This window comes from Caballeronia sp. ATUFL_F1_KS39 (genome assembly GCF_023630985.1).
Classification (GTDB): Bacteria; Pseudomonadota; Gammaproteobacteria; order Burkholderiales; family Burkholderiaceae; genus Caballeronia; species Caballeronia zhejiangensis.
The window spans coordinates 135,741-160,246 of the sequence record NZ_JALQDZ010000004.1; the positions used below are offsets into that span (position 1 = coordinate 135,741).

Below are 24,506 nucleotides of genomic sequence, written 5' to 3' on the forward strand. Positions count from 1 at the left end.
CTTTCCGTGGAAAGCGGCGCGCCGCGCGCTCCGTTAACATGCGCTCAGAACGATCATCTGTAAAAAAGCTCGTCACCAGACTTGTCTGATTGACTTTGGCAATTTTCTGTAGATGACATTTCCTCTTGATTTGGATTGTAGTTAAACTACAATTCAGTGTCAAAAAAAATTTTATCGGACTACGCTGTCATCCGTAGTCACCCGGGCGACTCGCCCCGATTCGACTCACATCCGCTCTCGAACCCACGTAGAGACTCATGCAAAGCGACTCGAACTTCACCTTCGTACTCTTCGGCGGCACCGGCGACCTCTCCATGCGCAAGATTCTTCCCGCGCTCTTCGAGGCGCATCGCGCGGGCATGCTCAATCCGGCGGGCAGAATCGTCTCGGTCGCGCGCGAGGCCAAGCAGCAAGAGGAATACCGCGCGTGGGTCGAGGATCACGTGAAGCCGCATGTAGCGAAGAACGGCATCGATGAAGCCGCGTGGCAGAGCTTCATCGAGCGCTTCGAGTACGTCGGGCTTGACCTGGGACGTCCGGAGGACTTCGTCGTCTTGCGCGACGCGCTCGCCCGGTTCGACGGCACGCGCGTCTTCTATCTGGCGACGGGGCCGTCGCTGTTCGTGCCGATCTGCCGGGCGCTGGCCGATGTCGGCCTGAACCAGAACGCGCGCATCGTGCTCGAAAAGCCGCTCGGCTACGACCTGAAGTCGTCGAACGCGATCAACGACGCCGTCGGCGAAATCTTCCAGGAAGAGCAGATCTATCGGATCGATCACTATCTCGGCAAGGAGCCGGTGCAGAACCTGCTCGCGCTGCGCTTCGGCAACGCGCTTTTCGAGCCGCTGTGGCGGCGGGAATGGGTCGAGAGCATCCAGATCACGATCGCCGAGGAACTGGGCGTGGAAGCGCGCGGCGACTTCTACGACAATACGGGCGCGCTGCGCGACATGGTGCAGAACCACTTGCTCCAGTTGCTTTCCATCGTGACGATGGAGCCGCCGCACTCGATGGACTCCGACTCCGTGCGCGACGAGAAACTGCGCGTGCTGCGCGCGCTCAAGCCCATCGACGAGCGCGACATCAGCCGCGTCGCGGTGCGCGGCCAATATCATGCGGGTGTGATCCGCGGTACGGCTGTGCCCGCGTACGTGACCGAGCCGGGCGTGCGCCCCGACAGCACGACGGAAACTTTCGTCGCGCTGAAGGTGGAAATCGAGAATTGGCGTTGGGCGGGCGTGCCGTTTTTCCTGCGCACCGGCAAGCGGCTCGCGGATCGCGTCGCGGAGATCGTCGTGAATTTCCGCGCGGTGCCGCATTCGGCGCTCGGCGCGAACGCATTGCGCGCGGGCGCGAACCGTCTCGTGATCCGGTTGCAGCCGAACGAGTCGATTCGTCTCTACTGCCTGGCGAAGCAGCCGGGCGAGGGCATGAACCTCGCGAGCGTGCATCTGGATCTCGCGTTCGATCAGTTCTTCAAGGAAGGACAGATGGAGGCGTATCAGCGGCTTCTGCTCGATGTGATTCACGGCCGCCTCGCGCTTTTCGTGCGGCGCGACGAGCAGGAAGCGGCGTGGCGCTGGGTCGAGCCGATCCTGAACGCGTGGGCATCGGCGACCAGCAAGCCGAAGCCGTATGCGGCGGGCACGTGGGGACCGGCGGCATCGAGCGCGATGCTCGCGCAGGCGGGCACGTGCTGGCTGGAAGAAGAGAATTGAGGGAGTGACGCCGACGTAGCCCGCAAGAGGCGCGCGGCGCGCACGAAGATTCAGGACACCGCTTCGCCCGTCATTGCGACGGCGCGAACAGAAAGCGGATCGATAAACCAGAACAAGCAGGAGGAGCAGTGATCGAGCTTCATACTTTCGACGATCCGCGCGCCCATTCGAACGCGCTGGCGAAAGCCGTGAGCGACGCGCTGAAAGCGTCCCTCGCGGCAAGAGGCGCGGCATCGGCCGACGCCGCCGGACAAACCGCTCACGCCACGCTGGCGGTCTCGGGCGGCACGAGTCCGAAACCGTTCTTGCAGTCGCTCTCGCGCGAGCCGCTCGACTGGGCGCACATCGACGTGACGCTCGTCGACGACCGCTGGGTGCCCGAAACCGATTCCGCGAGCAACGCGCAGCTCGTGCGCGACACGCTGCTGCAGAACGCGGCGGCGTCGGCGTATTTCCTGCCGCTCGTCGATACGGCCAAGCCGCTCGAGGCGCACATCGCCGAACTGAACGCCGATCCGCGCCGCCGTCTGCCGGACGTGGCCGTGCTCGGCATGGGCGAGGACGGCCACACGGCCTCGATTTTCGCCGACGCGCCCGAATGGGATTTCGCGATCTCCACGCCGGACCGGTTCATCGCCGTGCATCCGGGCGCGGCGCCGCATGCGCGCGTGAGCCTGTCGATGTCGGCGCTCAAGCAGATCGGGCAGTTGTATCTGTTCATCGCCGGGCAGAAGAAACTCGACGTCCTGAACGCGGCGCTCGCCGCGCCGCAAAAAAACGCCATCTCGACGCTGGCCCACGCTGAAGGAGTGAAGCTCGATGTCTACTGGTGTGCATAAGACAGCGGCTCAGCACGCCGACGGACCGCGGCTTCTGGCCGACATCGGCGGCACGAACGCGCGCTTCGCGCTGGAGACCGCAACCGGCGAGATCGGGCAGATCCGCGTGTATCCGGGGGCCGATTACCCCGGCATCGCGGAGGTGATGCAGCAGTATCTGAAGGACACGAAGGTCGGCCGCGTCAATCATGCGGCGATCGCGATCGCGAATCCGGTCGACGGCGATCACGTGAAGATGACCAATCACGACTGGAGCTTCTCGATCGAGGCGACGCGCCGCGCGCTCGGCTTCGACACGCTGCTCGTCGTGAACGACTTCACCGCGCTCGCGATGGCGCTGCCCGGCCTGACCGACGCCCAGCGCGAACAGGTCGGCGGCGGCTCGCGGCGGCAGAACAGCGTGATCGGTCTGCTCGGCCCCGGCACGGGTTTGGGCGTCTCCGGGCTGATTCCGGCGGACGATCGCTGGATCGCGCTCGGCAGCGAAGGCGGTCACGCGACGTTTTCGCCGTTCGACGAGAACGAAGACCTCGTCACCCGCTATGCGCGCCGCAAGTTTCCGCACGTCTCGTTCGAGCGCGTGTGCGCGGGGCAGGGGCTGGAGCTGATCTACCGGGCGTTCGCGGAGCGCGACAACGTCACGGTCGCCGACACCTTCACCGCCGCCGATGTCACGACGCGCGCGCTGCAAGGCGAGCCGCTCGCGCTCGAAACGGTGAACTGTTTCTGCGCGATCCTCGGCACGTTCGCGGGCAATATCGCGGTGACGCTGGGCGCGCTGGGCGGCATTTACATCGGCGGCGGCATCGTGCTGAAGCTCGGCGAGCTGTTCCACAAGTCGCCGTTTCGCGAGCGCTTCGAGTCGAAAGGGCGCTTCCAGCAGTATCTGTCGGGCATTCCGACGTACATCATCACGGCGGAATATCCGGCGTTTCTCGGCGTGTCGGCGATTTTGTCGGAACAGTTGTCGAATCGCGCGAACAGCGGTTCGTCGGCCGTGTTCGAACGCATCCGCCAGATGCGTGACGCGCTGACGCCCGCCGAGCGGCGCGTCGCCGATCTCGCGCTGAATCATCCGCGTTCGATCATCAACGATCCGATTATCGACATCGCGCGCAAGGCCGACGTCAGCCAGCCGACGGTGATCCGCTTTTGCCGCTCGCTCGGCTGCCAGGGCTTGTCCGACTTCAAGCTGAAGCTCGCGACCGGCTTGACCGGCACCATTCCGGTGAGCCACAGCCAGGTGCATCTCGGCGATACCGCCACGGACTTCGGCGCGAAGGTGCTCGACAACACCGTGTCGGCGATCCTGCAGTTGCGCGAGCATCTGAACTTCGAGAACGTCGAGCGCGCGATCGATATCCTCAACGGCGCGCGGCGCATCGAGTTCTACGGGCTCGGGAATTCGAATATCGTCGCGCAGGACGCGCACTACAAGTTCTTCCGCTTCGGCATTCCGACGATCGCGTACGGCGACCTGTACATGCAGGCGGCGTCCGCGGCGCTGCTCGGCAAGGGCGATGTGATCGTGGCGGTGTCGAAGTCGGGGCGCGCGCCGGAACTGCTGCGCGTGCTCGAAGTGGCGATGCAGCAAGGCGCGACGGTCATCGCTATTACGTCGAGCAACACGCCGCTCGCCAAGCGCGCGACGGTCGCGCTGGAGACGGATCACATCGAGATCCGCGAGTCGCAGCTTTCGATGATCTCGCGCATTCTGCACCTCGTCATCATCGACATTCTCGCGGTCGGCGTCGCGATTCGCCGTGCCGCGCCGAAGCCCGGCGCGAAGATCAGCGAGACGGTCGCGAAGGCGCGTCAGTCGAGCGACGATGACGCCGCCGCCGTGCTCGACTGGCTGAGCCACGGCGCATCGGGAATGGCGCGCGACTGAAGCGCTTTCGAAGCGCGATGAACGAAGGGCCGCCGATGCGAATCGGCGGCCCTTTGTCTTGCGGATCGAACCGGCGCGTCAGAACGAGTGCTGGATGCCCGCGTACACGCCCGACTGGCTGTGTCCGACGAGCGGGTTGTCCGTCGCCGCCGACGTGCCGTAGTTGTTGGCGTTCAAGCCGTAGTTCGCGGTGCTGCTGTTGCGCACCGTGGCGATCTGAATGTCGAACAGCGTGCGCTTCGAGATGTTGTACGAACCGCCGACCGAATAGATGGTCGCGTTGCCCGCGCCGTTGTTGCCGTTCACGTGATACACCGCGCCGATCAGCGCCGCTGCCGGCGTGGCTTGCCACGTCACGCCGCCCCATTCGTGATCGAGCGTGCTCGGCTGGCCGGGCAGCAGGTTCGTCATGCCGGACGTGCGGATCGCCTGATAGCCGCCCTGGAGCTTGAACTGGCCGAGGAACACGTTGAACATCGCCGTGTATTCGCGCGAGTAGGCGTAGGCACCGTTGCCCGTGCTGTAGTCACCGCCGAGCGTGCCGTTCGCCGGGTTGCGGATCTCGTCGTAGATGCCGCGCACCTGAAACAGCGGCGATGTGTAGGTGATCTGCGCACCGGCCTGACGGCCCTGCGGCGTGGTGCCGTTGCCGTTCCAGTTGGTCGCGTTGGACAGCGCGTACTGGCCGTAGAAATCGAAGCCCGCGAACTTCGGCGACTGATACGAAATGTTGTTGCTCGACTGCGGCCAGTTGCGGCCACGCACCAGCGATGCCGACGACCAGTTCGACTGACCGAACGGATCGAAGTCCCATATGCCGTTCGAGATGAAGAGCTCACGGCCGAGCAGAACCGTACCGAACTGATCGTTGGCGATACCGACCGTCGCCCAGCGATTGAAGAGGTTGCCTTGCGCCTGGCCGTTCATCGCGTTGAAGCCGTTTTCCAGCCGGAAAACGGCGCGGTTGCCGCCGCCCAAGTCTTCGGCGCCCTTGATGCCCCACAGGCTCGTGCCCCAATCGCCGCTTTCGGCGCGAAAACGATGCGTGCTGCCGCCGGCGCCGTCGGGCACGCCGCTCATGTATTCGAGTCCCGCGTCGATGCGGCCGTACAGCGTCACGCTGCTCTGTGCATGTGCCGCTGCGCTGAACGCCATGAGTGCTGCCGACGCGAGCAATACCTTCTTCATCATCCCCTCCAAAACGCTGTCAAAGAAAACATGTGCATGACGAAGCATCGCGATCACGCCGCGATCCGCGTCATTTCTCGAATTCGGAGGGATTGTGAAGTAGAACTACTTTGTCGGATGCCCGATTTTGTAGTTTTAGTTGCCGAGTTGACAAATGTCGTGCGCGGGCAGGATACCGTCGGCATCGACGTTCGTTATGCCCGAGCTGCAAACGCCCGAAAGTCTCGCGATCCAATAAAAAACGGTGCGATACCCTTTCGGGCACCGCACCGATACGCGCCTCTCGCAGCAGCGTGAAAACCTTCTAAAAGACTTTTCTGTCAGACCCGTTGCTTAGAACGAGTGCTGGATACCTGCGTACACGCCCGTCTGGCTGTGGCCAGGGAACGGGTTGTCCGTCGAAGCAGCCGAGCCATAGTTGTTGGCGTTGAGACCGTAGTTCGCGGCCTTGCTGTTCTGCACCGTCGCAACCTGCAGGTCGAGCAGCGTGCGCTTGGACAGGTTGTACGAGCCGCCGACCGTGTAGATGGTCGCGTTACCCGCGCCGTTGTTGCCGTTGACGTGGTACACCGCCGCGATCAGCGCTGCTGCCGGCGTGGCTTGCCACGTCACGCCGCCCCATTCGTGATCGAGCGTGGTCGGTTGGCCGGGCAACTGGCCCGTCATGCCCGAGCTGCGGATTGCCTGATAAGCGCCCTGTACCTTGAACTGACCGAGGAACAGGTTGAACATCGCCGTGTACTCGCGCGAGTACGCATAGACGCCGTTGCCGCCCGAGCCGCCGTCGATCGGGTTGTACGCGCCGCCGAGCGTACCGTTTGCCGGGTTGCGGATTTCGTCGTACATACCGCGAATCTGGAAGAGGGGCGTCGTATAGGTGATGTACGCGCCCGCTTCGCGGCCTTGCGGCGTCGTGCCGTTACCGTTCCAGTTCGTCGCGTTCGAGAGCGAGTACTGACCGTAGAAGTCGAAGCCCGCGAACTTCGGCGACTGGTACGAAATGTTGTTGCTCGACTGCGGCCAGTTGCGGCCACGCACCAGCGATGCGGACGACCAGTTCGACTGACCGAACGGATCGAAGTCCCATACGCCGTTGGCGATGAAGAGTTCACGACCCAGCAACAGCGTACCGAACTGATTGTTCGCGATACCGACCGTCGCCCAGCGATTGAAGAGGCCGCCGCCGCCCGGGCCTTGACCCGTCATGGTGTTGAAGCTGCCTTCCAACTGGAACACGGCGCGATAGCCGCCGCCCAGATCTTCGACGCCCTTCAAACCCCACAAGCTCGTGCCCCAATCGCCGCTTTCCGCCTTGAAGCGGTGCGAAGAGCCGGTGGCGGGCGCGCCGGCCGGACCGGTCGGCACACCGTTCATGTATTCGAGCCCCGCGTCCAGGCGGCCATACAGCGTCACGCTGCTCTGAGCGTGCGCCCCCGCGCTGAACGCCAGCAGTGCTGCCGACGCGAGCAAAGCTTTCTTCATCATCTCCTCCAACCCTGTCAAGAAATAGAACCCAAGTGCTGCTGTGTGGTTCGATGCGAGCGCACCCAACCGAAAATGTTTTCAGAGGAAGGACACGCGCGGGCTGTAGTGCTAGTGACGATTCGCACGTCGTGGGCGCGAATCTGACCCCGATCCGTCGATCGGTGCCGTTCCTCAGTTTCTTTTGGACTTTTGAAGTAAAACTACTTTTTGTGTACTTCGTTTTGGTACTTTCGTTACCAATTTAACAAATTACGTTATGGTCGCCAAAGAAAAATGACGATCGCCGACCGTTTGTGTCAAAAATGCAATGCCCATGTGCTAGGCAGTCGACCCACAGGATGGGAAATACGCCGCAAAGCCTTATTCCATCAGGGCTTCAGCGGCATGTAAGTTTCGGGGTCAGGTTTGTCGCCTATTGACGCGCGCTCGCCGCGGCGCTAGGTCGAGGCAGGGCGCGAAAGAGGTCTAAAGCCTTGCGGCCGGGCGTAAAAAAAGCGCCTCACGGACGCTTTTTTTGGAGTGGAAGGCTGCTTCCGGCAGCGATCGCTTACTTCAGGCTGCCCGACAGAAACTGCTTCAGGCGCTCGCTCTTCGTGTTGCCGAACACGGCATCCGGATGGCCTTCTTCCTCGATGCGCCCCTGATGCAGAAACACCACATGGTTCGACACGTTGCGCGCGAACGCCATCTCGTGCGTGACGACTATCATCGTGCGGCCTTCCTCGGCGAGCGTCTGCATCACCTTCAGCACTTCGCCGACGAGCTCCGGATCGAGCGCGGAGGTCGGCTCGTCGAAGAGCATGACATCGGGATGCATCGCGAGCGCCCGCGCGATGGCCACGCGCTGCTGCTGCCCGCCCGACAGATGCGACGGGTACTGCTTCTCCACGCGCGGCGCGAGCCCGACTTTCTCCAGATAGGTACGCGCGCGCTCCTCCGCTTCTTTCCGCGAAAGTCCGAGCACGTTGACGGGCGCCTCGATCACGTTCTCCAGCACGTTCATGTGCGACCAGAGATTGAAGTGCTGGAAGACCATCGACAGTTTCGAGCGAACCTGCCGCAATTGCTGCGGGTCCGCCGCCTTCAGCGCGCCGGTCTTGTCCTTCATCGTGCGGACTTCTTTCCCGTCGACGAAGATGCGCCCCTGATTCGGCTGTTCGAGAAAGTTGATACAGCGCAGCATCGTGCTCTTGCCCGAGCCCGACGACCCGATGATGCTGATGACGTCGCCGGCCTTCGCCTTCAGCGACACGCCCTTGAGAACTTCGTTGCTGCCGTACTGCTTGTGAATGTCATCGACGAAAAGCTTGTGCTGCTGGGAAATCATGAACGGTCCTTGAGCGGCGGTGAACTTATTTGCCTTGCGGCCGCAAATAAGCGAGCCAGCGATGCTCGGCGCGGCGGAACAGCCACACGAGCGCGAACGAAATGCAGAGGTAGAGCAGGGCGGCGAGGCCGAACGCCTCGAACGACTGATACGTCGCCGAGTTGACATCGCGCGCGATCTTGAGGATGTCCGGCACGGTCGCCGTGAACGCGACGGTGGTCGCGTGCAGCATCAGAATGACTTCGTTGCTGTAGTAAGGCAGCGCGCGCCGCAACGCCGACGGAAGAATCACGCGCCGATACAGCGTGAAGCTCGACATGCCATACGCGCGCGCGGCTTCGATTTCGCCGTAGGGCGTCGCCTTGATCGCGCCGGCGAAAATCTCGGTGGTGTAGGCGCACGTATTCAGCGTGAACGCGAGCAGCGTGCAGTTCATCCCGCTTCTGAAGAACTCGGAAAGCAGCATGTGATCGCGCACGACCTGGAGGCTATACAGGCCCGTGTAGCAGAGCAGCAATTGCACATAGAGCGGCGTGCCGCGAAACACGTAGGTATAGAGCCACACCGAACGCGAGAGCAGCTTGTTCTTCGACACCCGCGCGACCGCGAGCGGCACCGAAAGACAAAAGCCGAGGCCGATGGAGATGACGAGCAGCCACATCGTGATCGCGAGACCGGTGATGCGGTAGCCGTCGGTGAAGAGGTAATTCTTCCAGTATTCCTGGATGATTTCGATCATGATCCCTGCCGCCCTGTAATGGACCGATTAGAGGTCGGCCTTGCGCACGCCGATGGAATAGCGCCGCTCCAGCCAGATCAGCACGAGATTCGAGATCGTGGTGATCGCGAGATAGATCGCGCCCGCGAGCAGCGTGAAGAAGAAGAAACGCAGCGTGCCCTTGCCCGCGTCCTGCGAGGCCTTGACGACGTCCGCGAGACCGATGATCGACACGAGCGCCGTCGCCTTGACCATCACCTGCCAGTTGTTGCCGATGCCCGGCAGCGCGAAACGCATCATCTGCGGAAACATGATGCGCGCGAAGGTCTGCCACGGCGTCATGCCGTAGGCCGCGCCCGCTTCGAGCTGGCCGCGCGGCACGGAAAGAAACGCGCCGCGGAAGGTTTCGGTGAAATACGCGCCGTAGATGAAGCCGAGCACCAGAATGCCGGCGAGGAACGGATCGATGTCGATCTGATCCCAGCCCATCGCGTCGGTGAAGAGATTCAGCCAGATCTGGATGCTGTAGAAGAGCAGCAGCATCAACACGAGATCGGGCACGCCGCGGATGAGCGTGGTGTAGACGGTGCCGACGCCCGACGCGACGCGGTTCTTCGACAGCTTCGCCGCCGCGCCGATCAGGCCGATCACGAAGGCGAACACGAGCGACAGCACCGCCAGCTTGACGGTCTGCCAGGTGCCCGCGAGGATCAGCGGACCGTAGCCTTGCAACATGGTGATTCCTTGGTAAGGTGCCTGACGTGCATGGAGTGTGACGAGCGCGGCGGTCGGTATTCTAGATGGCCAAAATTGCGAGCAGCCGCTGCTGCTAACCCTGCCAACGTTTCCGATGCGTTTTTCCGGCGCATCGCGGCGCGTTCCCGGCGTCTCGCGGGCGTTCCCAACCCGTCGCCGCCCGGAAAAGCGCGGTATTTTACCCGAAGCCGGCCAGGGCGCGAGTTCGAAGCAGGATGTGTCCGATTACATGCATCAGCGGAACGATGTAGTGCCGTGGCGCGCGTTGTTTCGGAAGGGCGTCGCCCTTACATTCTCTCCATCGCAAAACAACGCCTTGGGCGGGAGCAAACACCATGATCGAGATTCGCCGCAGCAACGAACGGGGTCACGCCAACCACGGCTGGCTCGACTCGTATCACAGCTTCTCCTTCGCCGATTACTACGATCCCGAGCACATGCACTTCGGCGCGCTGCGCGTGATCAACGAGGACCGCGTCGCGGGCGGACAGGGCTTCGGCGCGCATGGCCATCGCGATATGGAAATCGTGAGCTACGTGCTCGAGGGCGCGCTCGCGCATCGCGACAGCATGGGCAACGGCTCGACGATCCGTCCCGGCGATGTCCAGCGCATGAGCGCCGGCACCGGCGTGCGTCACAGCGAATTCAACGGTTCGCCGACGGACACCGCGCACTTCCTGCAAATCTGGATCATTCCGGATGCGCCGGGCGGCGCGCCCGGGTATGAGGAAAAGCGCTTCGCCGACGATGAAAAGCGCGGCCGCCTGCGGGTGATCGCATCGCCGGAAGGCACCGACGGTTCGGTGAAGATCGGCGCGAACGCGCGCATCTTCGCGGGACTTTTCGACGGCGACGAGCGCGCGGACTTCGACGTGCCGGCGGGCCGCCGCGTGTATGTGCATGTGGCGCGCGGCGCGGTGACGGTCAACGGCGAAGCGCTCGGCGCGGGCGACGCCGTGAAGCTCGAAGACGTGTCGAAGGTGACGATCGACAAGGGCGATAACGCGGAAGTGCTGCTGTTCGACCTCGCCTGATCGTTCCACTGATGTAAAGAAGGCCGCGGAGCGCATGCTCCGCGGCCTTCTTTCATGCGCCGAGACGGCTTACGGCTTGGCCGTGGCGGATGCGCCCGCCGCCGCGCCCGGTGCGCCGTCCGGGCCGCCGCGGTGCTTGCCCCAGCGCTCGTGCATCTTCTGCTCGTGCTCGCGCATCTTCGCGAAGTGCTTCTTCAGCGCCGTGCTGACCGTCGTCTTCTGCTGGTCGTTCAGCGCGTTATAGAAGTTCAACCACGCGGTCGCGGTCTGCTCGCGCAACTGCTCGTTCTGCTGCTCGATCTTCTGATGCGCGGCGTGCATCGCGTTCAGGTCGAGGATCGGCTGGTTTTCCATCGACTTCATCTGATCGTGCATCTGCCTGAAGCTTTCGCGCATCGCCTGACGATTCTGCTTCATCGTCGTGAGCGCGGTCTGCCACAGCTTTTCCTGATCCGCGTTCAGCTTCAACTGGCCGTGCAGTTCGTCCAGCTGCTTCTGCATCCGCATTTCCATGCGGTGGCCGCCGTGACCGCCGGGGCCGCCCATCATGGCCGGACCGCCCGGAGGCGGCGGGGGCGGCGCGTCGTTCGTCGCGGCGTAGGCCGTGCCGAACGTCAGCGCGATTGCTGCAGCGGCGGCGGTGAGGATGCGATATTGCTTGGCCATCTTGGTACTCCCTTGATTGTTTTCGAAGCCGAAGCCGCGAAACCTGCATCGACGTACGGGTTGATGCGTGGAGGTCTCGCGCTTGTCGGTGAGACACAGCGTAGGGGTTCGCCGTGCACGGCGTGTTACGGCATGGTTTAGGCTTGTTACGCAGGTTTACGCCTCGCTTTCGTCGTAACACCCCGTAACCCTTATGGCAGGCCTGTCATCAATCGAGGTCTGACGCACGCGCTAAACTCCATTCCATGACTACGCAAATACTTGTCGTCGACGACGACGCCGAACTGCGCGACCTTTTGCGCGACTATCTGGTCCGGCAGGGCATCGAGGTATCGGTGCTGCATGACGCCGGCGGTCTCGAACGCCGCATCGAACGCGAGCGGCCCGATCTCATCGTGCTCGACCTGATGATGCCGGGCGTCGACGGGCTGACCGCGCTCAAAGCATTGCGCGCATCCGGCGACGACATCCCCGTCATCATGCTGACCGCACGCGCGGACGACGTTGACCGCATCGTCGGCCTCGAACTCGGCGCGGACGATTACCTCGGCAAGCCGTTCAATCCGCGCGAACTGCTCGCGCGGGTGCAGGCCGTGCTGCGCCGCCGCCGCACGATTCCGTCCGCCGCGCCGGAGCAGCGCGAACCGTATTCGTTCGGCCGCTTCAGGCTCGACTTCCAGTCGCGCACGCTGCAACAGGACGACAGGCCGCTCACGCTGTCGGGCAGCGAATTCGCGCTTCTGAAAATTTTCGTGAACAACCCGATGCGCACGCTCACGCGCGAGCGCCTGCTCGAACTGCTCCACGGTCCGGAGTACGACGGCACCGATCGCGGCATCGACGTGCAGGTGTGGCGCCTGCGCCGCATCCTGGAAACCGATCCGTCGGCGCCGCGCTTCATCCAGACGGTGCGCGGACGCGGTTACGTGTTCGTGCCGGACGGCGAGCAAAATGCGCCGGGCAATTGACACGCTGTTCGGCCGGCTGGTCGTCATCGTCATCGGCATGCTGGTGTTGTCGCATGTCGCGTGGTTCGCGATCATCCGCTTCGAGCGCGATAACGTGCAGACGCGCTTCGCCGTCGAGGAGGCCGTGTTCCTGGTCGAGGCGGTGCGCCAGCACATCGCCAATACGCCGGATCAACCGCTGCCGCCGCGCGTGCGCCTCGTGGCGCTCGATAGCCCGGACGTGCCGAAGCAGCCCGACGAGGGCACGCCGCCGCCGCTGCAGCGCTTTGTCGAGGATCTGAAAGACCGTCTGCCCGACGGCACCGACGTGCGTCTCAACGAGCCCGGCGGCCCGCCGAGCGTCTGGGTGCACGGCGCGAAGGACGCAGGCTGGGTCGTCGTGCCGGTGCAGCCGCTGCGTCCGCCGCGCTCGCGCGACCGCATGCTCGTCTGGCTCGCGCTGATCTTTTCGACCGCCGTGCTCGCCGCGCTTTTCGGCGCGTGGCAGTTGCAGTCGCCACTGCGCGCGCTCGCGCAGGCGGTCGGGCGCTTCGGACGCGGCCAGCCGACGCCGCCCGTGCCGGAGCGCGGTCCGCGCGAATTGCGGCAGCTCACGCACGGCTTCAATCAGATGGTCCGCGAGGTCTCGCAGACGGAGAACGATCGCGCCGTCATGCTTGCAGGCGTCGCGCACGATCTGAAGACGCCGCTCGCGCGCCTGCGTCTGCGCGCCGAAATGATGGACGACGACAAAATGCGCGACGGCGTCGTGCGCGATGTCGATTCGATGGCGCATATCGTCGACCAGTTCCTCGTGTTCGCGCACGACCGCCCGGACGGCAGCGAGCCGGTTCCCGTCGACGAGCAGTGCGAGCGGATCGCGCGGGCGTATCGCGCGGTGTCGCCGGACGCGCAGCCGATCCGCCTCAAGCTCGAAGCGGGGCCCGCTTTCGCGCTGCCGGCGGCGTCGCTGGACCGGTTGTTGTCGAATCTGCTGGATAACGCCCATGCATACGGCGCGCCGCCGGTCGTCATCGAGACGCGGCGGGAAGCCAAGGGCTGGGTATTGTCGGTGTCCGATCACGGCAAGGGCATCGCGCCGGACGATCTCATCAAGGCGAGCCGGCCTTTCGTGCGGCTCGATCCGGCGCGCGGCGGCAGCGGCCACAGCGGGCTCGGACTCGCGATCGTGGAGCGGCTCGCGCGACGTGCGGGCGGCGAGTGCGAGATCGGCAATCGTGCCGACGGCGGATTGCAGGTCACGATGACCTTTCCGTTCGACAGCGCCACGCGGCCGGTGCAGGAGCGCCGCGCCGGGTCGCAGCACGAAGAGCGCGCGCTGTAACGGCGCGCTCGGTCAGAGAGGCGGAGCGGCGTCAGTCGAATAGGGTTTCGAGCGCGGACGCCGCTTCGCTGTCCACCGTGTTGTACGTCACCGTCGACGCCTCGAAGATGTAGTGCGTCGTGTACTTGCCGAGGCGCGAGAGAATCTCCTCCTGAATCACCTCGGGCGCGAGATCGATCTTCAGGAACCACGTCGTCGACGACAGCCGCGTCTGAAAAGAGCCGTACTCGGCGAGCAGATGGTCGAACGTTTCTGCGTCCTGATCCCGGCACACGATGACCAGATTTCCCTTCATGCAATCCTCCCGATTCACGCCAGCGGCATTCGATTTCGAACATCGATGATACCTGCGCGATGCGTGCGCGTCGCGGCACGCGCATGACCGTGCGGTGACTCGACGCGCCGGTTCGGCCGGCTACTTGCCGGCCAGCGTGTCTTCGGGATGCCGGGTGGACGGGCCGGGATCGGCGGGGCGCATTTCGCTGCGGTCGCGCCCGCGCGATTTCGCCTCGTAAAGCGCGAGGTCGGCGCGCGAGAGAATCCATTCGAGCGCGTCGTCGGGCGCGAGCTCCGTGATGCCGATGGATACCGACAGCGCCGCGTCGTCCGGCAGATGCGCGCAGTGCTCGTGATGGAAGCGCTTCCGCAGGCGCTCAAGCACGGCGTGCGCGTCGGCGAGCGGGGTTTGCGGCAGCAGGATGCCGAATTCCTCGCCGCCGAGCCGCCCGATCGCATCGCTCGGACGAAGCTGCGCACGGCACACTTCGACGAAATGCTCCAGCGCGCGATCGCCCGACGCGTGCCCGAAGCGGTCGTTGATCTGCTTGAAGTGATCCAGATCCGCGATCGCCACCGACAGCGGGGTGCCGACCGAGCGCGCGAGCTCCACTTCGTGACGCAGCGTGTCGAGGAAATAGCGGCGCGAGAGGGCGCCGGTGAGCGCGTCGTGGCGCGCTTCGGCCGAAAGCAGCGTATTGGCCGACTGGAGCTGTTCAGCGAGATCGCGGGTCGCGCGGTGCAGGCGCCGCTCACGCGAATACGACGTCGCGATCACGATCGCGAGCGTCACGACGCCGAGCATCGTCAGGAACACGAGGAAGCGGTCGCGGCTGTGATTGCGGCTGATCTCCGGCCAGCTCGTGAGCGGATGCACGATATGCGCCGACAGTCCCGAATTGAGACCCGTGCGCTCGTCGTAGAGCGAAGGCACGTTGCTGCCGTTCGCGGCGTAGAAGGTTTGCGCGAGCGCGGGCGCGAGCCAGTGCTCCGAGGCGCGCATCTGCTCGCCGATGTGCGCGATGCGCAGCTCCGGAAACGACTCGCGCCGATAGTGCTCGACGCGTTCGCGCTCCGTCATGCGCGCGATGGGCGCATTGGGCATCGCCTGGTATTCGAGCCGGCCGTCGTGCGCCATCACGACGACGCCGTTTTCATCGGTCACGAAGGTGCCGGCGCGCGACACCCAGTGCCGCAGCCGGTCGATGCTCACTTTGGCGATCACCGCGCCGACCAGGATGCCGTCTTCGTAAGCGGGCGCCGCGATGAAGATGCCCGGCTCGCCGGACAGCCGCCCGACGCCGTACATCTCGACGAAGCCGCCGAGCAGCGCGCGGGCGACATAGCCCCGGGCGCTCATGTCGTAGCCGATGAAGCTGTCGTCGTCGGCGGCGTTGCTCGACGCAATGCAGAAGCCGCGCTCGTTGACGAGCCAGATCGAGTCGAGGCCGGAGAAGCCCTGCGCGTCGTGCAGGAAGTGATTGACCTTTTCGAGCGCGGGGCGCGCGGTCCAGTCCTTGCGGCGTTCGAGTTCCGTCCCGGCCGGGTTCGAGGCATAATTCCGCGACTCCGCGAGCGCGCGCTGCGTGAGGTCCATCTGCGCGAGCGTGGCGGGAATGGCGCGCGACATCGCCAGATCGCTCGCGATGATCTGCGCCATGTTGTCGACGATCGACCCCGCCATCTGACGCTCGGTACGCACCGTCGCCGTCATCTCCTGTTGTACCATTCGGTCCGACAACAAGCCGGCGGCCACCCAGCACGCGCACGCCAACGCGGCGATGCCGAGCGTCGCGATCACACGGTGCAGGATGAGTTTGTTCATCGGACGCGCGCGCATGGGAGGTTCACGCGAGACAAAGGTCGCATGCGCCATGCCGGCCATTCGGCGCGGTGTGCACATGGCGGTCGACGCGGGCGTGTGGATTGCAGCGCGTGATGTCTGCCGTATTCCGGCTTGTGCTCGCAACGGGGCGGCGGGCGCGGCTCAGGCGGTTATTCGGCTCGGATCTGGCGTCTCGCATCGCATCGGCGCTCAAATTATTGTTTGTGATAAGCCCAGATTGGACGATGTTTTTTGCCGCCTATCAAGCGCCATGTCACGGCGTGCGACGTCTGTCCAACACAACGGACGCGCGCCGGGCGCACGCGCTGGCGCTTCTTCGTCGAATAGCGGCGAGCCGCAGCCAAACTGAAAGGAAGCGAAAGCACGAGCGCCGGGCGCATTCGACGCGGGCTGCCCTTCATTTTGCCCGTGCCGTGCCGAAGAGCAACAGAAACATCGCATGATTCGCGTGCCGGACCGCATGAAGGTTGTGCCTGTCACGCGGGTTGGTGTAGTGTCGCGCGGTTCAGAACGGGGATCGTCTGACGCGGCGACTGCCTGGCGCCGCGCTGCGAGCTGAACGTGTCGTCGTTTCGGCGGCTCCGTGCGTTGAGCATGGGGTCGTCCCGGGCAGAGGCTTCTTGCCCGCCTGACGGTTATCTGCCGTCGGAAGCAACATCCCGCGCCCGGCGCGGTCGGAACAAAGCCTTACGGGGAGGGCCTTGCATGGAATTTGGTTTCAATCTGAATCGCACGGCGAATGCGTCGGCGTGGCGGATCCTGCCCAACCGCTGGGATTTCGTCGCGTTCCCGATGATCATCTGCATCATCGCGCTCGCCGCAGTCGGTTTCCACGAGACCCTGGCGCCGATCTCGACCCTGCAGACCCAGGCGATCTCGCTCGACCCCGCGAATCTCCCCGAATACGCGTTGCGCACGACCTTGCGCATGCTGCTGGCGATGGTCGCGTCGCTCATTTTCACGCTGATCTACGGCACGCTCGCGGCGAAGAGCCGGCGCGCGTCGATCGTGCTCGTGCCGATTCTCGACATTCTCCAGTCGGTGCCGGTGCTGGGCTACATCTCGTTCACGGTGACGTTCTTCCTCGCCATGTTCCCGGGGCGCGTGATCGGCGCCGAATGCGCGGCGATCTTCGCGATCTTCACGAGCCAGGCGTGGAACATGACGTTCAGCTTCTATCAGTCGCTGCGCACGGTGCCGCGCGATCTGGACGAAGTCTCGCGCGGTTTTCATCTCACCAACTGGCAGCGCTTCTGGAAGCTCGAAGTGCCGTTCTCGATGCCGGGCCTCATCTGGAACATGATGATGTCGATGTCGGGCGGCTGGTTCTTCGTGGTCGCCTCCGAGGCGATCACGGTCGGCAACCGCACGATCGTACTGCCGGGCATCGGCGCGTATCTCGCGACCGCCATCGGCGAGCGCAATCTCTCCGCGATCGGCTGGGTGATTCTCGCGATGACCGTCGTCATCCTGGCCTACGACCAGTTGATGTTCCGCCCGCTCGTCGCGTGGGCGGACAAATTCCGCATGGAGAACACGAGTTCCGGCGACGAGCCGAAGTCGTGGCTGCTCGACCTGATCCGCCGCACGCGCCTGATTCACCGTCTGCTGGTTCCGGCCGGCTGGATCCTCGCGAAGGCGGCGCGCGTGCCGATCAAGCTGCCGTCGCTGCAGGGCGCGCTGGAAAACGTCGGCCTGCCGCTGCGCGCGAAGGTGCCGTCCACGCGCGCGGGCGATATCGCGTGGGGCACGGCCGTGCTGCTAGTCACGGTGTTCGTCGTGTGGAAGGTCGCGTCGTTCGTCGCGACGGGCGTCACGTGGAGCGAAGTCGGCCACGTGTTCGTGCTCGGCTTCATCACGCTCTTGCGCGTGGTCGTGCTGATCGCGATCGCTTCGGTGATCTGGGTGCCGCTCGGCGTGCTGATCGGCCTGCGCCCAGCGCTCGCCGAGAAGATCCAGCCGCTCGCGCAGTTCCTCGCCGCGTTCCCGGCGAACCTGCTGTTTCCGGTGTTCGTCGTCGTGATCGTGCGCTGGCATCTGAACCCGGATATCTGGCTCTCGCCGCTGATCGTGCTCGGCACGCAGTGGTATATCCTTTTCAACGTGGTGGCGGGCGCGTCTTCCTACCCGAACGATTATCGCGAGGCCGCGACCAACTTCCAGATTCGCGGCTGGCAGTGGTGGAAGAAATGCATGCTCCCCGGCATCTTCCCTTACTACATCACCGGCGCGATCACCGCTTCGGGCGGCGCGTGGAACGCGAGCATCGTCGCGGAAGCGGTGTCGTGGGGCAAGACGGAGGTTGTCGCGCATGGTCTCGGCGCATATATCGCCCAGACGACCGCCGCGGGCGACTATCCGAAAATCATTCTTGGCATCGCCGTGATGTCGCTGTTCGTCACGCTGTTCAACCGACTGTTGTGGCGCCCGCTATACGCCTACGCCGAAGCAAGACTCCGGCTGGATTGAGGACGAGTTCCGATGCAGAACCTGAAAACTACGCAGACGTCCGCTGCGCAAGACTCGCGGCGACCCCAGGGCACGCCGCCGCGTCTCGGCGCGGAAATCCTGCGCGTCGCGAACGTGAGCCGCGGCTTCAACAAGACGCAGGGCGAACTGCTCGTGCTCGACGATGCGAATCTCTCGCTGCGCGAAGGCGAGATCGTCGGGTTGCTCGGACGTTCGGGCTCGGGCAAGTCGACACTTCTGCGCATCATCGCCGGGCTGATCGAGCCGACGGGCGGCGAAGTCACTTATCTGAACGAGCCGTTGCGTGGTCCCGCGAAGGGCGTCGCGATGGTGTTTCAGACCTTCGCGCTGTTTCCGTGGCTGACCGTGCTGCAGAACGTGGAAGCGGGTCTGGAAGCGCAAGGCGTGGCCGCGCGCGAGCGGCGCGAGCGCGCGCTGGCCGCGATCGACCTGATCGGTCTCGACGGCTTCGAGAACGCGTATCCGCGTGAATTGTCGGGCGGGATGCGTCAGCGCGTGGGTTTCGCGCGGGCGCTGGTCGTCGATCCGACCTTGCTGTTGATGGACGAGCCGTTCTCCGCGCTCGACGTGCTCACCGCCGAAAACCTGCGCACCGACCTGCTCGATTTGTGGACGCAAGGGCGCATGCCGATCAAGTCGGTGCTGATCGTCACGCACAACATCGAGGAAGCGGTGTTCATGTGCGACCGCATTCTCGTGCTGTCGTCGAATCCGGGCCGCGTGATGGCCGAGATCAAGGTGCCGTTCAAGCATCCGCGCAATCGCCTGGATCCGGCGTTCCGGCGTCTCGTCGACGATATCTACGCGAAGATGACCGCGCGGCAGATGGGCGAAGCGAAGAAGAAGGGGCTGGAATTGGGAAGCTGGCTGCCCGAAGTCTCGACGAACCTGATGGCGGGTCTCATCGAAACGCTCGCGGCCGAGCCGTACCACGGCCGCGCGGACATGCCGGAAATCGCGCGGTCGCTGCATCTCGAAGTGGACGATCTCTTCCCGATCGCGGAAGTGCTGCAACATCTCGGTTTCGCGGACGTGCGCGAGGGCGACATCTATCTGACGCCGCAGGCGCGCGTGTTCGCGGAGTTCGGCACGCAGGAGCGCAAGATGATGTTCGCGGAGCATCTGCTGCGGCACGTGCCGCTGGCGGCGCGGATCAAGAAGGTGCTGAACGAGCGGCCTGGGCATCGCGCGCCGCGCTTGCGCTTCGAGCAGGAACTGGAGGACTTTCTCTCCGACAAGGCCGCGCAGGAAACGCTCGATGCGGTTATCGACTGGGGCCGCTACGGGGAAATTTTCTCGTACAACGATCAGACCGAGATGCTGAGCCTGGAGGACGTGGAGGCTTGAGTTTCCTGTGGATGCAAGCACGCGAAGCGCGGTTGCCGGCGACGGCGCCGCGCTTTTTCTTTGCGCGTTGGCCGTTTGGCTGAATGTTCGCGCGGTGCGTTGAATCGTACCGTTTTCGTCTTGAACAGTGTTGCTGCGTGTGTAAAGCTACACACGCAGCGTTCGGAGACGAGATGGATTCATCGCGCTTGATACGAATGCTGCTGGATGACGGGTGGGAGCGCGTTCGCTCGCGCGGCAGTCATCACCAGTTCAGACACAGGACCAAGACCGGTTGTGTGACTGTGGTTCATCAAAAGAAAGACGTGGCGATCGGGACCGTCAGATCGGTACTCAAAGCCGCCGGATTGCTCAACCGTCTGTATTCGTCGTAACGGAGTTGGACATGGAGTTTGCCCTCGCCATTCACAAGGATCCTGATAGCTGCTACGGCGTGACCGTGCCCAATGTGCCCGGCGTTTTTTCGGCCGGCGATACGATCGACGAAGCGATTCATAACGCCCGGGAAGCCATCTTCTTCCACATCGAGTCGATTATCGAAGACGGCGGGGAAGTCGAAATCACGTCGCGAAGCATCGAGGAACTGATCGTCGATCCCGACTTCGCCACGGCAATCTGGGCCTACGTCGAAGTCGATCTCTCGAAGCTCGACTCGCGTCCCGAGCGCATCAACATCAGCCTGCCGCGATTCGTGCTGCGCAAGATCGACAGCTACGTCGAGGCGCGCCACGAAACCCGCAGCGGCTTTCTGGCGCGGGTCGCGCTCGAAGCGATCGCGAACGGCTGAGACCGCAAAAAAGCGCGGCGCTCGTGACGAGCGCCGCGCGTTCGATATCCAGCCGCGGGAAACTTACTGCAGATTCCCCCAACGCTCGACGGCCGGTTCCGCCGACGCCCATTTCCATCCTTCGGATTGCTGGCAGGCCGTAGCGACGAACCACTCGGCGGGCGCTTTCGCATCGTCGCCATCGACGACCGAAAACGCGAATTCCTTGCAGCTCGCGAGCGCGCTATTGAACTCGCGCAGCACGCGCACCTCGCCGTGGCCGTTCTCGACCGGCAACGTATGCTTGACCTTCCATGGCCGCGTTTCGCCGACCTGCGACATGCCCGCCGTCACCGCGATCATGACCTGCTGATCCTGATGCAGCGATTTCATCGTGCGCGCGACGAGTTCGTCGGTGGCGGCCTGCACCGCGATGCCGACGCCCAGGCCCACAGCCGGGTTCGTCGTGAACGCGCCGGTCGCGACGCCCGCCACCGCACCCGTCGCGGCGCCGATCGATGCGCAGCCGCTCATCGTCACGCACGCGGCCGCGCCGGCAGCGACGAGCCCAAGACGCAGCGCAAAAGATACGTCGAAAGACAGCGTCATTGCAGGGCGCCCCAGCGCGGCGTAGCCGGTTCGGCCGACGCCCACTTCCACTTGTTGCCGTCGCGGCAAACCGATGCCACGTAGAACGCGCTGTCGGCGGGGCGGTCCTTGGTCGCGTCGCGATCGACGGAAAACACGATCTCCTTGCATTCGAGCACGCCGCTGCTGATGGTGCGGCTCACCGTCACGCGGCCTTTTTCGTCGTCCTCGATCGGCACTGAATGCACGGCCTTCCACGGCGCAACCGCGCCGACCGCGAGCGGACCGGCGACCGTCGCAATCTGATCCTGCGAGTAGGTATGCGCGACGCGCTGCGTGTACTGCACGCCCGCGCGCGCGGCGGCGACCGCGCCGAGGCCGATGCCCGTTGCGACGGCGGCGTTGCTGGTGACACTGTTTGCCACCGCGGCGCCCGCGATACCGGCGCCGGCCGTCGCGCCTTCGCTGTAGAGCGAGTTGCATCCGCTGAGACTCACGCAAGCGATGGCGCCCGAAACGATCGCGGCGAGCGCGGCGGCACGCGACCCGCTCCGATGAACCCTGATCTGCATGTTGCTTTTCCTTCGTCTTCCGTTTCCCGACGCTTGCGATCGGGGTTCGAGGGCCTCGAATCTACTTGAGGTTCCGCCCTCAAGTCACCGCCCGGCAACGCGAAGCGACGAAACGCGCACGCGGGCTCCGCGCATTTTGAAGCATGCTTCTAATTACCGGTTTGAGAAAATTGCAAGAAATTGCAAGCGTGAAGAGCACGTTTCGATCCACGTACCGCACCGAGGGCGAAATAAAAGCGAGCGCGGATGTCTGCGCTCGCTTCCCGGTCATGCGGATATCGCCTCGGATACGCTTCAGCTTTCGCTATTCGACGACGCGTCGCTGCCCTCGGTGTCCTCGTTTTCGTACGCGCCCAAGCGGTTGTACAAAGTCTTCAGACTCACCCCGAGCGCTTTCGCGGCGCGCCGCTTGTCGCCGCCGCAGTGTTTGAGCGTGCCGAGGATGATCTGCTTCTGCGCATCGGCGAGCGGCGTGCCGACCCAGACGTTCATGGCGTCGCCTTGCGTCACGGGCTTCTTCACGCGCGATGCGAGATGCGGATGCGCGATCTCCACCGTCTTCTCCGCCAGAATGAACGCGCGATAAACCGTGTTCTTCAGTTCGCGCACGTTGCCCGGCCACGAATACGTTCGCAGCACGTCGAGCGCGCGTTTGCTGAATACCTTGTTCGTGCCTTCCTGCGCGTTCATTTCGGACAGGAAATGCTGTGCGAGCAGTTCGCGATCCGAATCGCGCTCGCGCAACGGCGGCGCGCGCAGCGGGAATACGGCGAGCCGGTACATGAGATCCTCGCGCAGGCCGTTTTCCTTCACGGCCGCGACAGGATCGCGGTTCGTCGCCGCGATCACGCGCACATCGGAGCTGATGAGATCGTTGCCGCCGACGCGAAAGAACGTGCCTGTTTCCAGCGCGCGCAGCAGCTTGACCTGGCGCACGGGCGACATCTCGGTCACTTCGTCGAGGAAGAGCGTGCCGCCGTTCGCATGCTCGAAATAGCCGATGCGTCCCTGCACCGCGCCCGTGAAGCTGCCTTTCTCGTGGCCGAAGAGCTCGGCCTCGATGAGATTGTCGGGAATCGCACCGCAGTTCACCGCGATGAACGGCGCGTCCTTGCGCGCGCTGTGGTCGTGAATCGTACGGGCGACGAGCTCCTTGCCTGTGCCCGACTCGCCGATGATGAGCGCGGTCGCATCGGTCGCGGCCACGCGCTCGATTTGCGCGTACAACTCCTGCATCACGGGCGACGAGCCATAGAGCAGTCCATAAGACTTCAAGCCCGGCACTTCCCCCGTGTTGCGTTTTCTTTGCGCGGGTGTATCGCCGACCGCGGCGGGCGGCTGATCCAGATCGGTTGACGCCATGTGTCCTGATCGTTCCTGAGTGCTGCGTATGTAGTGGGCGGGCGGCGGACTCGCGCGGGCGCTTCCGGTTGCAATCGGCCTGGCGCGGCTCGGCGCGCGCGAGCGGCGCAACCGTGGATGACCGCGCGCATCGGCATATGACGCGCCCTTGCGCGCTGCCCTTGAGACTCACGCGATCCGTGAGCGTCGTTCCTGGTTGAGCGTCGGTCCAGGCGCGTCTGCATCGGCTGCTTGTTCAGAGCCGGTTCGTTGCAAACGCACCTATCTCATAAACGCTATTTAACCATTCGCAACGACATTGCGGCAATGCGCGGGCCGGCCGTTCAGCGCATTTTGTCTGCATCGCGCGGGCCCTCGCGGCGCTTCCGGAAAGGTTCTCCTTGCCGTACTGAAAATTTACAAGGCGACGACGTAATTGTTACCCGATCGTCGGCGGGTTTGCCTCCCATCGGCAGTCCCGCGCGGTGTCGCCGGATCTGGCACGAAAGCTGCATGATAGGGCTCACATCGTGACTCATATTCGAAAAATTGCCGAAGGGCGCGGTCTCGGAGGCGCACACACGAGGATGGGCGAGAGAGGCAACGCATCATGGAAGACATTTTCAACTTCGACGGGGGCGCACATCCGCGCTCGATTCCCACGCGGCCGGCCCGGACCCGGAAGGAACTCACGGCCGGCGAGCCGATCGACATCTATCACTGGGCCGCTGTCGCGCTCGTGACCGCGCTGATGTGCGCGGTGCTAGGCTATGCGGCGGGCACGCCAGCGCTCGCGCGTGCCGCGAACGTGACGAGCCTCGTGTTCGCCGCGATGGGCGGCGCGTTGATGGCGAGCGGCGTCGTGCGCAGCCTGCGCGCGCGGAGCGCGGCGGGCGAGCGCCTCCGCGTCGCGGGCGTGCCTGTCGCCGAAACGCGCTGACGCGCGCCGACGATCCCGACAAACCCACTTGGGCGAGGACTACATTCCATGAGTCAAACGACTGTCCAGCTTGCGTTGGGCAAGCAAAAGATCATCGAAGACATCAAGGTGCTGCTGAACGACGCGGAGGAATTGCTGCGCTTGTCGGCGACGCTGCCAGGCGAGGGCGTCGATGCGCTGCGCTCGCGTCTGCGCGATCACGTCGATTCGGCGCGCGGCGCGCTCGAAGATGCACAGGCGAGTGCGCAAAGCCGATACCGCGCAGGCGTCGATTGCACCGAGAAATACGTGAAGGACAATCCCTGGCAATCGCTCGGCATGGCGGCGGGCGTCGGTTTTCTGGTGGGACTTCTGGTTTCGCGGTGATTTACAGCTTTATCGCTCCGGCCGGCTTTCCTGACAGCGGCGATTTTCATTAGACGAAGG

Annotated in this window: 23 protein-coding genes; 12 read left to right on the forward strand and 11 right to left on the reverse strand. The window is 64.1% G+C overall.

What is annotated here, in order from left to right; translation table 11 throughout:
* The first annotated feature begins 257 nt into the window (after positions 1-257).
* The 3 genes from zwf (at position 258) to NCR93_RS04150 (ending at position 4,448) form a co-directional block, all read left to right on the forward strand.
* The gene (zwf, locus tag NCR93_RS04140; protein WP_008350831.1) at positions 258-1,718 is read left to right on the forward strand and encodes a glucose-6-phosphate dehydrogenase; all 1,461 of its coding nucleotides are present in this window, start codon (positions 258-260) and stop codon (positions 1,716-1,718) included.
* 128 nt (positions 1,719-1,846) lie between these two features.
* Positions 1,847-2,557, forward strand: a complete 711-nt coding sequence (gene pgl, locus NCR93_RS04145) for a 6-phosphogluconolactonase (protein ID WP_175981807.1) — start codon at positions 1,847-1,849, stop codon at positions 2,555-2,557.
* Positions 2,538-4,448 (forward strand): bifunctional transcriptional regulator/glucokinase, encoded by a 1,911-nt coding sequence (locus NCR93_RS04150; protein ID WP_033536676.1) that lies wholly within the window; start codon positions 2,538-2,540, stop codon positions 4,446-4,448. Before pgl ends, NCR93_RS04150 begins: the two co-directional genes overlap by 20 nt.
* 78 nt (positions 4,449-4,526) lie before the next feature.
* Here the strand turns inward: NCR93_RS04150 and NCR93_RS04155 are convergent, their stop codons facing one another.
* From NCR93_RS04155 to NCR93_RS04175, 5 genes are all read right to left on the reverse strand, one after another.
* Positions 4,527-5,636, reverse strand: a complete 1,110-nt coding sequence (locus tag NCR93_RS04155) for a porin (RefSeq protein WP_008350824.1) — start codon at positions 5,634-5,636, stop codon at positions 4,527-4,529.
* A gap of 333 nt (positions 5,637-5,969) precedes the next feature.
* Positions 5,970-7,118: a porin gene (locus tag NCR93_RS04160; RefSeq protein ID WP_008350822.1), complete on the reverse strand. Its 1,149-nt coding sequence runs from the start codon at positions 7,116-7,118 to the stop codon at positions 5,970-5,972.
* 550 nt (positions 7,119-7,668) lie between these two features.
* Positions 7,669-8,448: an ABC transporter ATP-binding protein gene (locus tag NCR93_RS04165; protein ID WP_175981809.1), complete on the reverse strand. Its 780-nt coding sequence runs from the start codon at positions 8,446-8,448 to the stop codon at positions 7,669-7,671.
* Between the two features lie 25 nt (positions 8,449-8,473).
* Positions 8,474-9,187, reverse strand: coding sequence for an ABC transporter permease (locus NCR93_RS04170; protein WP_008350819.1), 714 nt, complete (start codon positions 9,185-9,187; stop codon positions 8,474-8,476).
* Between the two features lie 27 nt (positions 9,188-9,214).
* Positions 9,215-9,901, reverse strand: a complete 687-nt coding sequence (locus NCR93_RS04175) for an ABC transporter permease (RefSeq protein ID WP_008350817.1) — start codon at positions 9,899-9,901, stop codon at positions 9,215-9,217.
* A gap of 356 nt (positions 9,902-10,257) precedes the next feature.
* On the opposite strand from NCR93_RS04175, the gene NCR93_RS04180 reads away from it, so the two are divergent.
* Positions 10,258-10,956: a pirin family protein gene (locus NCR93_RS04180; RefSeq protein WP_175981811.1), complete on the forward strand. Its 699-nt coding sequence runs from the start codon at positions 10,258-10,260 to the stop codon at positions 10,954-10,956.
* Between the two features lie 69 nt (positions 10,957-11,025).
* On the opposite strand, the gene NCR93_RS04185 is transcribed toward NCR93_RS04180, so the two are convergent.
* The gene (locus NCR93_RS04185; RefSeq protein ID WP_034471310.1) at positions 11,026-11,622 is read right to left on the reverse strand and encodes a Spy/CpxP family protein refolding chaperone; all 597 of its coding nucleotides are present in this window, start codon (positions 11,620-11,622) and stop codon (positions 11,026-11,028) included.
* Between the two features lie 245 nt (positions 11,623-11,867).
* Here NCR93_RS04185 and NCR93_RS04190 point away from each other — a divergent pair, with 245 nt between their 5' ends.
* Together NCR93_RS04190 and NCR93_RS04195 are read left to right on the forward strand one after the other, a co-directional pair.
* Entirely contained in the window at positions 11,868-12,590 is a 723-nt protein-coding gene (locus tag NCR93_RS04190; protein WP_008350810.1) for a response regulator, read from the forward strand.
* Positions 12,574-13,914, forward strand: coding sequence for an ATP-binding protein (locus NCR93_RS04195; RefSeq protein WP_008350808.1), 1,341 nt, complete (start codon positions 12,574-12,576; stop codon positions 13,912-13,914). Before NCR93_RS04190 ends, NCR93_RS04195 begins: the two co-directional genes overlap by 17 nt.
* A gap of 31 nt (positions 13,915-13,945) precedes the next feature.
* Here the strand turns inward: NCR93_RS04195 and NCR93_RS04200 are convergent, their stop codons facing one another.
* Complete coding sequence (locus tag NCR93_RS04200) at positions 13,946-14,209, reverse strand: hypothetical protein (RefSeq protein WP_008350806.1); 264 nt, start codon at positions 14,207-14,209, stop codon at positions 13,946-13,948.
* A 120-nt stretch (positions 14,210-14,329) separates the two neighbouring features.
* Positions 14,330-16,015, reverse strand: coding sequence for a sensor domain-containing diguanylate cyclase (locus tag NCR93_RS04205; RefSeq protein ID WP_239295194.1), 1,686 nt, complete (start codon positions 16,013-16,015; stop codon positions 14,330-14,332).
* Positions 16,016-16,741: 726 nt separating this feature from the next.
* Here NCR93_RS04205 and NCR93_RS04210 point away from each other — a divergent pair.
* From NCR93_RS04210 to NCR93_RS04225, 4 genes are all read left to right on the forward strand, one after another.
* The gene (locus NCR93_RS04210) at positions 16,742-18,505 is read left to right on the forward strand and encodes an ABC transporter permease (RefSeq protein WP_008350803.1); all 1,764 of its coding nucleotides are present in this window, start codon (positions 16,742-16,744) and stop codon (positions 18,503-18,505) included.
* Positions 18,506-18,517: 12 nt separating this feature from the next.
* The gene (locus tag NCR93_RS04215) at positions 18,518-19,873 is read left to right on the forward strand and encodes an ABC transporter ATP-binding protein (RefSeq protein ID WP_033536675.1); all 1,356 of its coding nucleotides are present in this window, start codon (positions 18,518-18,520) and stop codon (positions 19,871-19,873) included.
* A 173-nt stretch (positions 19,874-20,046) separates the two neighbouring features.
* Positions 20,047-20,247: a type II toxin-antitoxin system HicA family toxin gene (locus tag NCR93_RS04220; RefSeq protein WP_175981815.1), complete on the forward strand. Its 201-nt coding sequence runs from the start codon at positions 20,047-20,049 to the stop codon at positions 20,245-20,247.
* Between the two features lie 11 nt (positions 20,248-20,258).
* Positions 20,259-20,660, forward strand: a complete 402-nt coding sequence (locus NCR93_RS04225; protein WP_175981817.1) for a type II toxin-antitoxin system HicB family antitoxin — start codon at positions 20,259-20,261, stop codon at positions 20,658-20,660.
* A gap of 63 nt (positions 20,661-20,723) precedes the next feature.
* Here NCR93_RS04225 and NCR93_RS04230 read toward each other — a convergent pair whose 3' ends face one another.
* The 3 genes from NCR93_RS04230 to NCR93_RS04240 all read right to left on the reverse strand — a co-directional run bounded on the left by NCR93_RS04230 (position 20,724) and on the right by NCR93_RS04240 (position 23,161).
* Positions 20,724-21,248, reverse strand: coding sequence for a hypothetical protein (locus NCR93_RS04230; protein ID WP_008350799.1), 525 nt, complete (start codon positions 21,246-21,248; stop codon positions 20,724-20,726).
* On the reverse strand, positions 21,245-21,799 hold the full coding sequence (locus NCR93_RS04235) for a hypothetical protein (RefSeq protein ID WP_175981819.1): 555 nt from the start codon (positions 21,797-21,799) through the stop codon (positions 21,245-21,247). Before NCR93_RS04235 ends, NCR93_RS04230 begins: the two co-directional genes overlap by 4 nt.
* Positions 21,800-22,093: 294 nt before the next feature.
* The gene (locus NCR93_RS04240) at positions 22,094-23,161 is read right to left on the reverse strand and encodes a sigma-54 interaction domain-containing protein (RefSeq protein WP_008350797.1); all 1,068 of its coding nucleotides are present in this window, start codon (positions 23,159-23,161) and stop codon (positions 22,094-22,096) included.
* A 589-nt stretch (positions 23,162-23,750) separates the two neighbouring features.
* On the opposite strand from NCR93_RS04240, the gene NCR93_RS04245 reads away from it, so the two are divergent.
* Both NCR93_RS04245 and NCR93_RS04250 read left to right on the forward strand, forming a co-directional pair.
* The gene (locus NCR93_RS04245; protein WP_175981821.1) at positions 23,751-24,080 is read left to right on the forward strand and encodes a hypothetical protein; all 330 of its coding nucleotides are present in this window, start codon (positions 23,751-23,753) and stop codon (positions 24,078-24,080) included.
* A gap of 48 nt (positions 24,081-24,128) precedes the next feature.
* Positions 24,129-24,446, forward strand: a complete 318-nt coding sequence (locus NCR93_RS04250) for an ElaB/YgaM/YqjD family protein (RefSeq protein WP_008350795.1) — start codon at positions 24,129-24,131, stop codon at positions 24,444-24,446.
* Positions 24,447-24,506 lie beyond the last annotated feature (60 nt).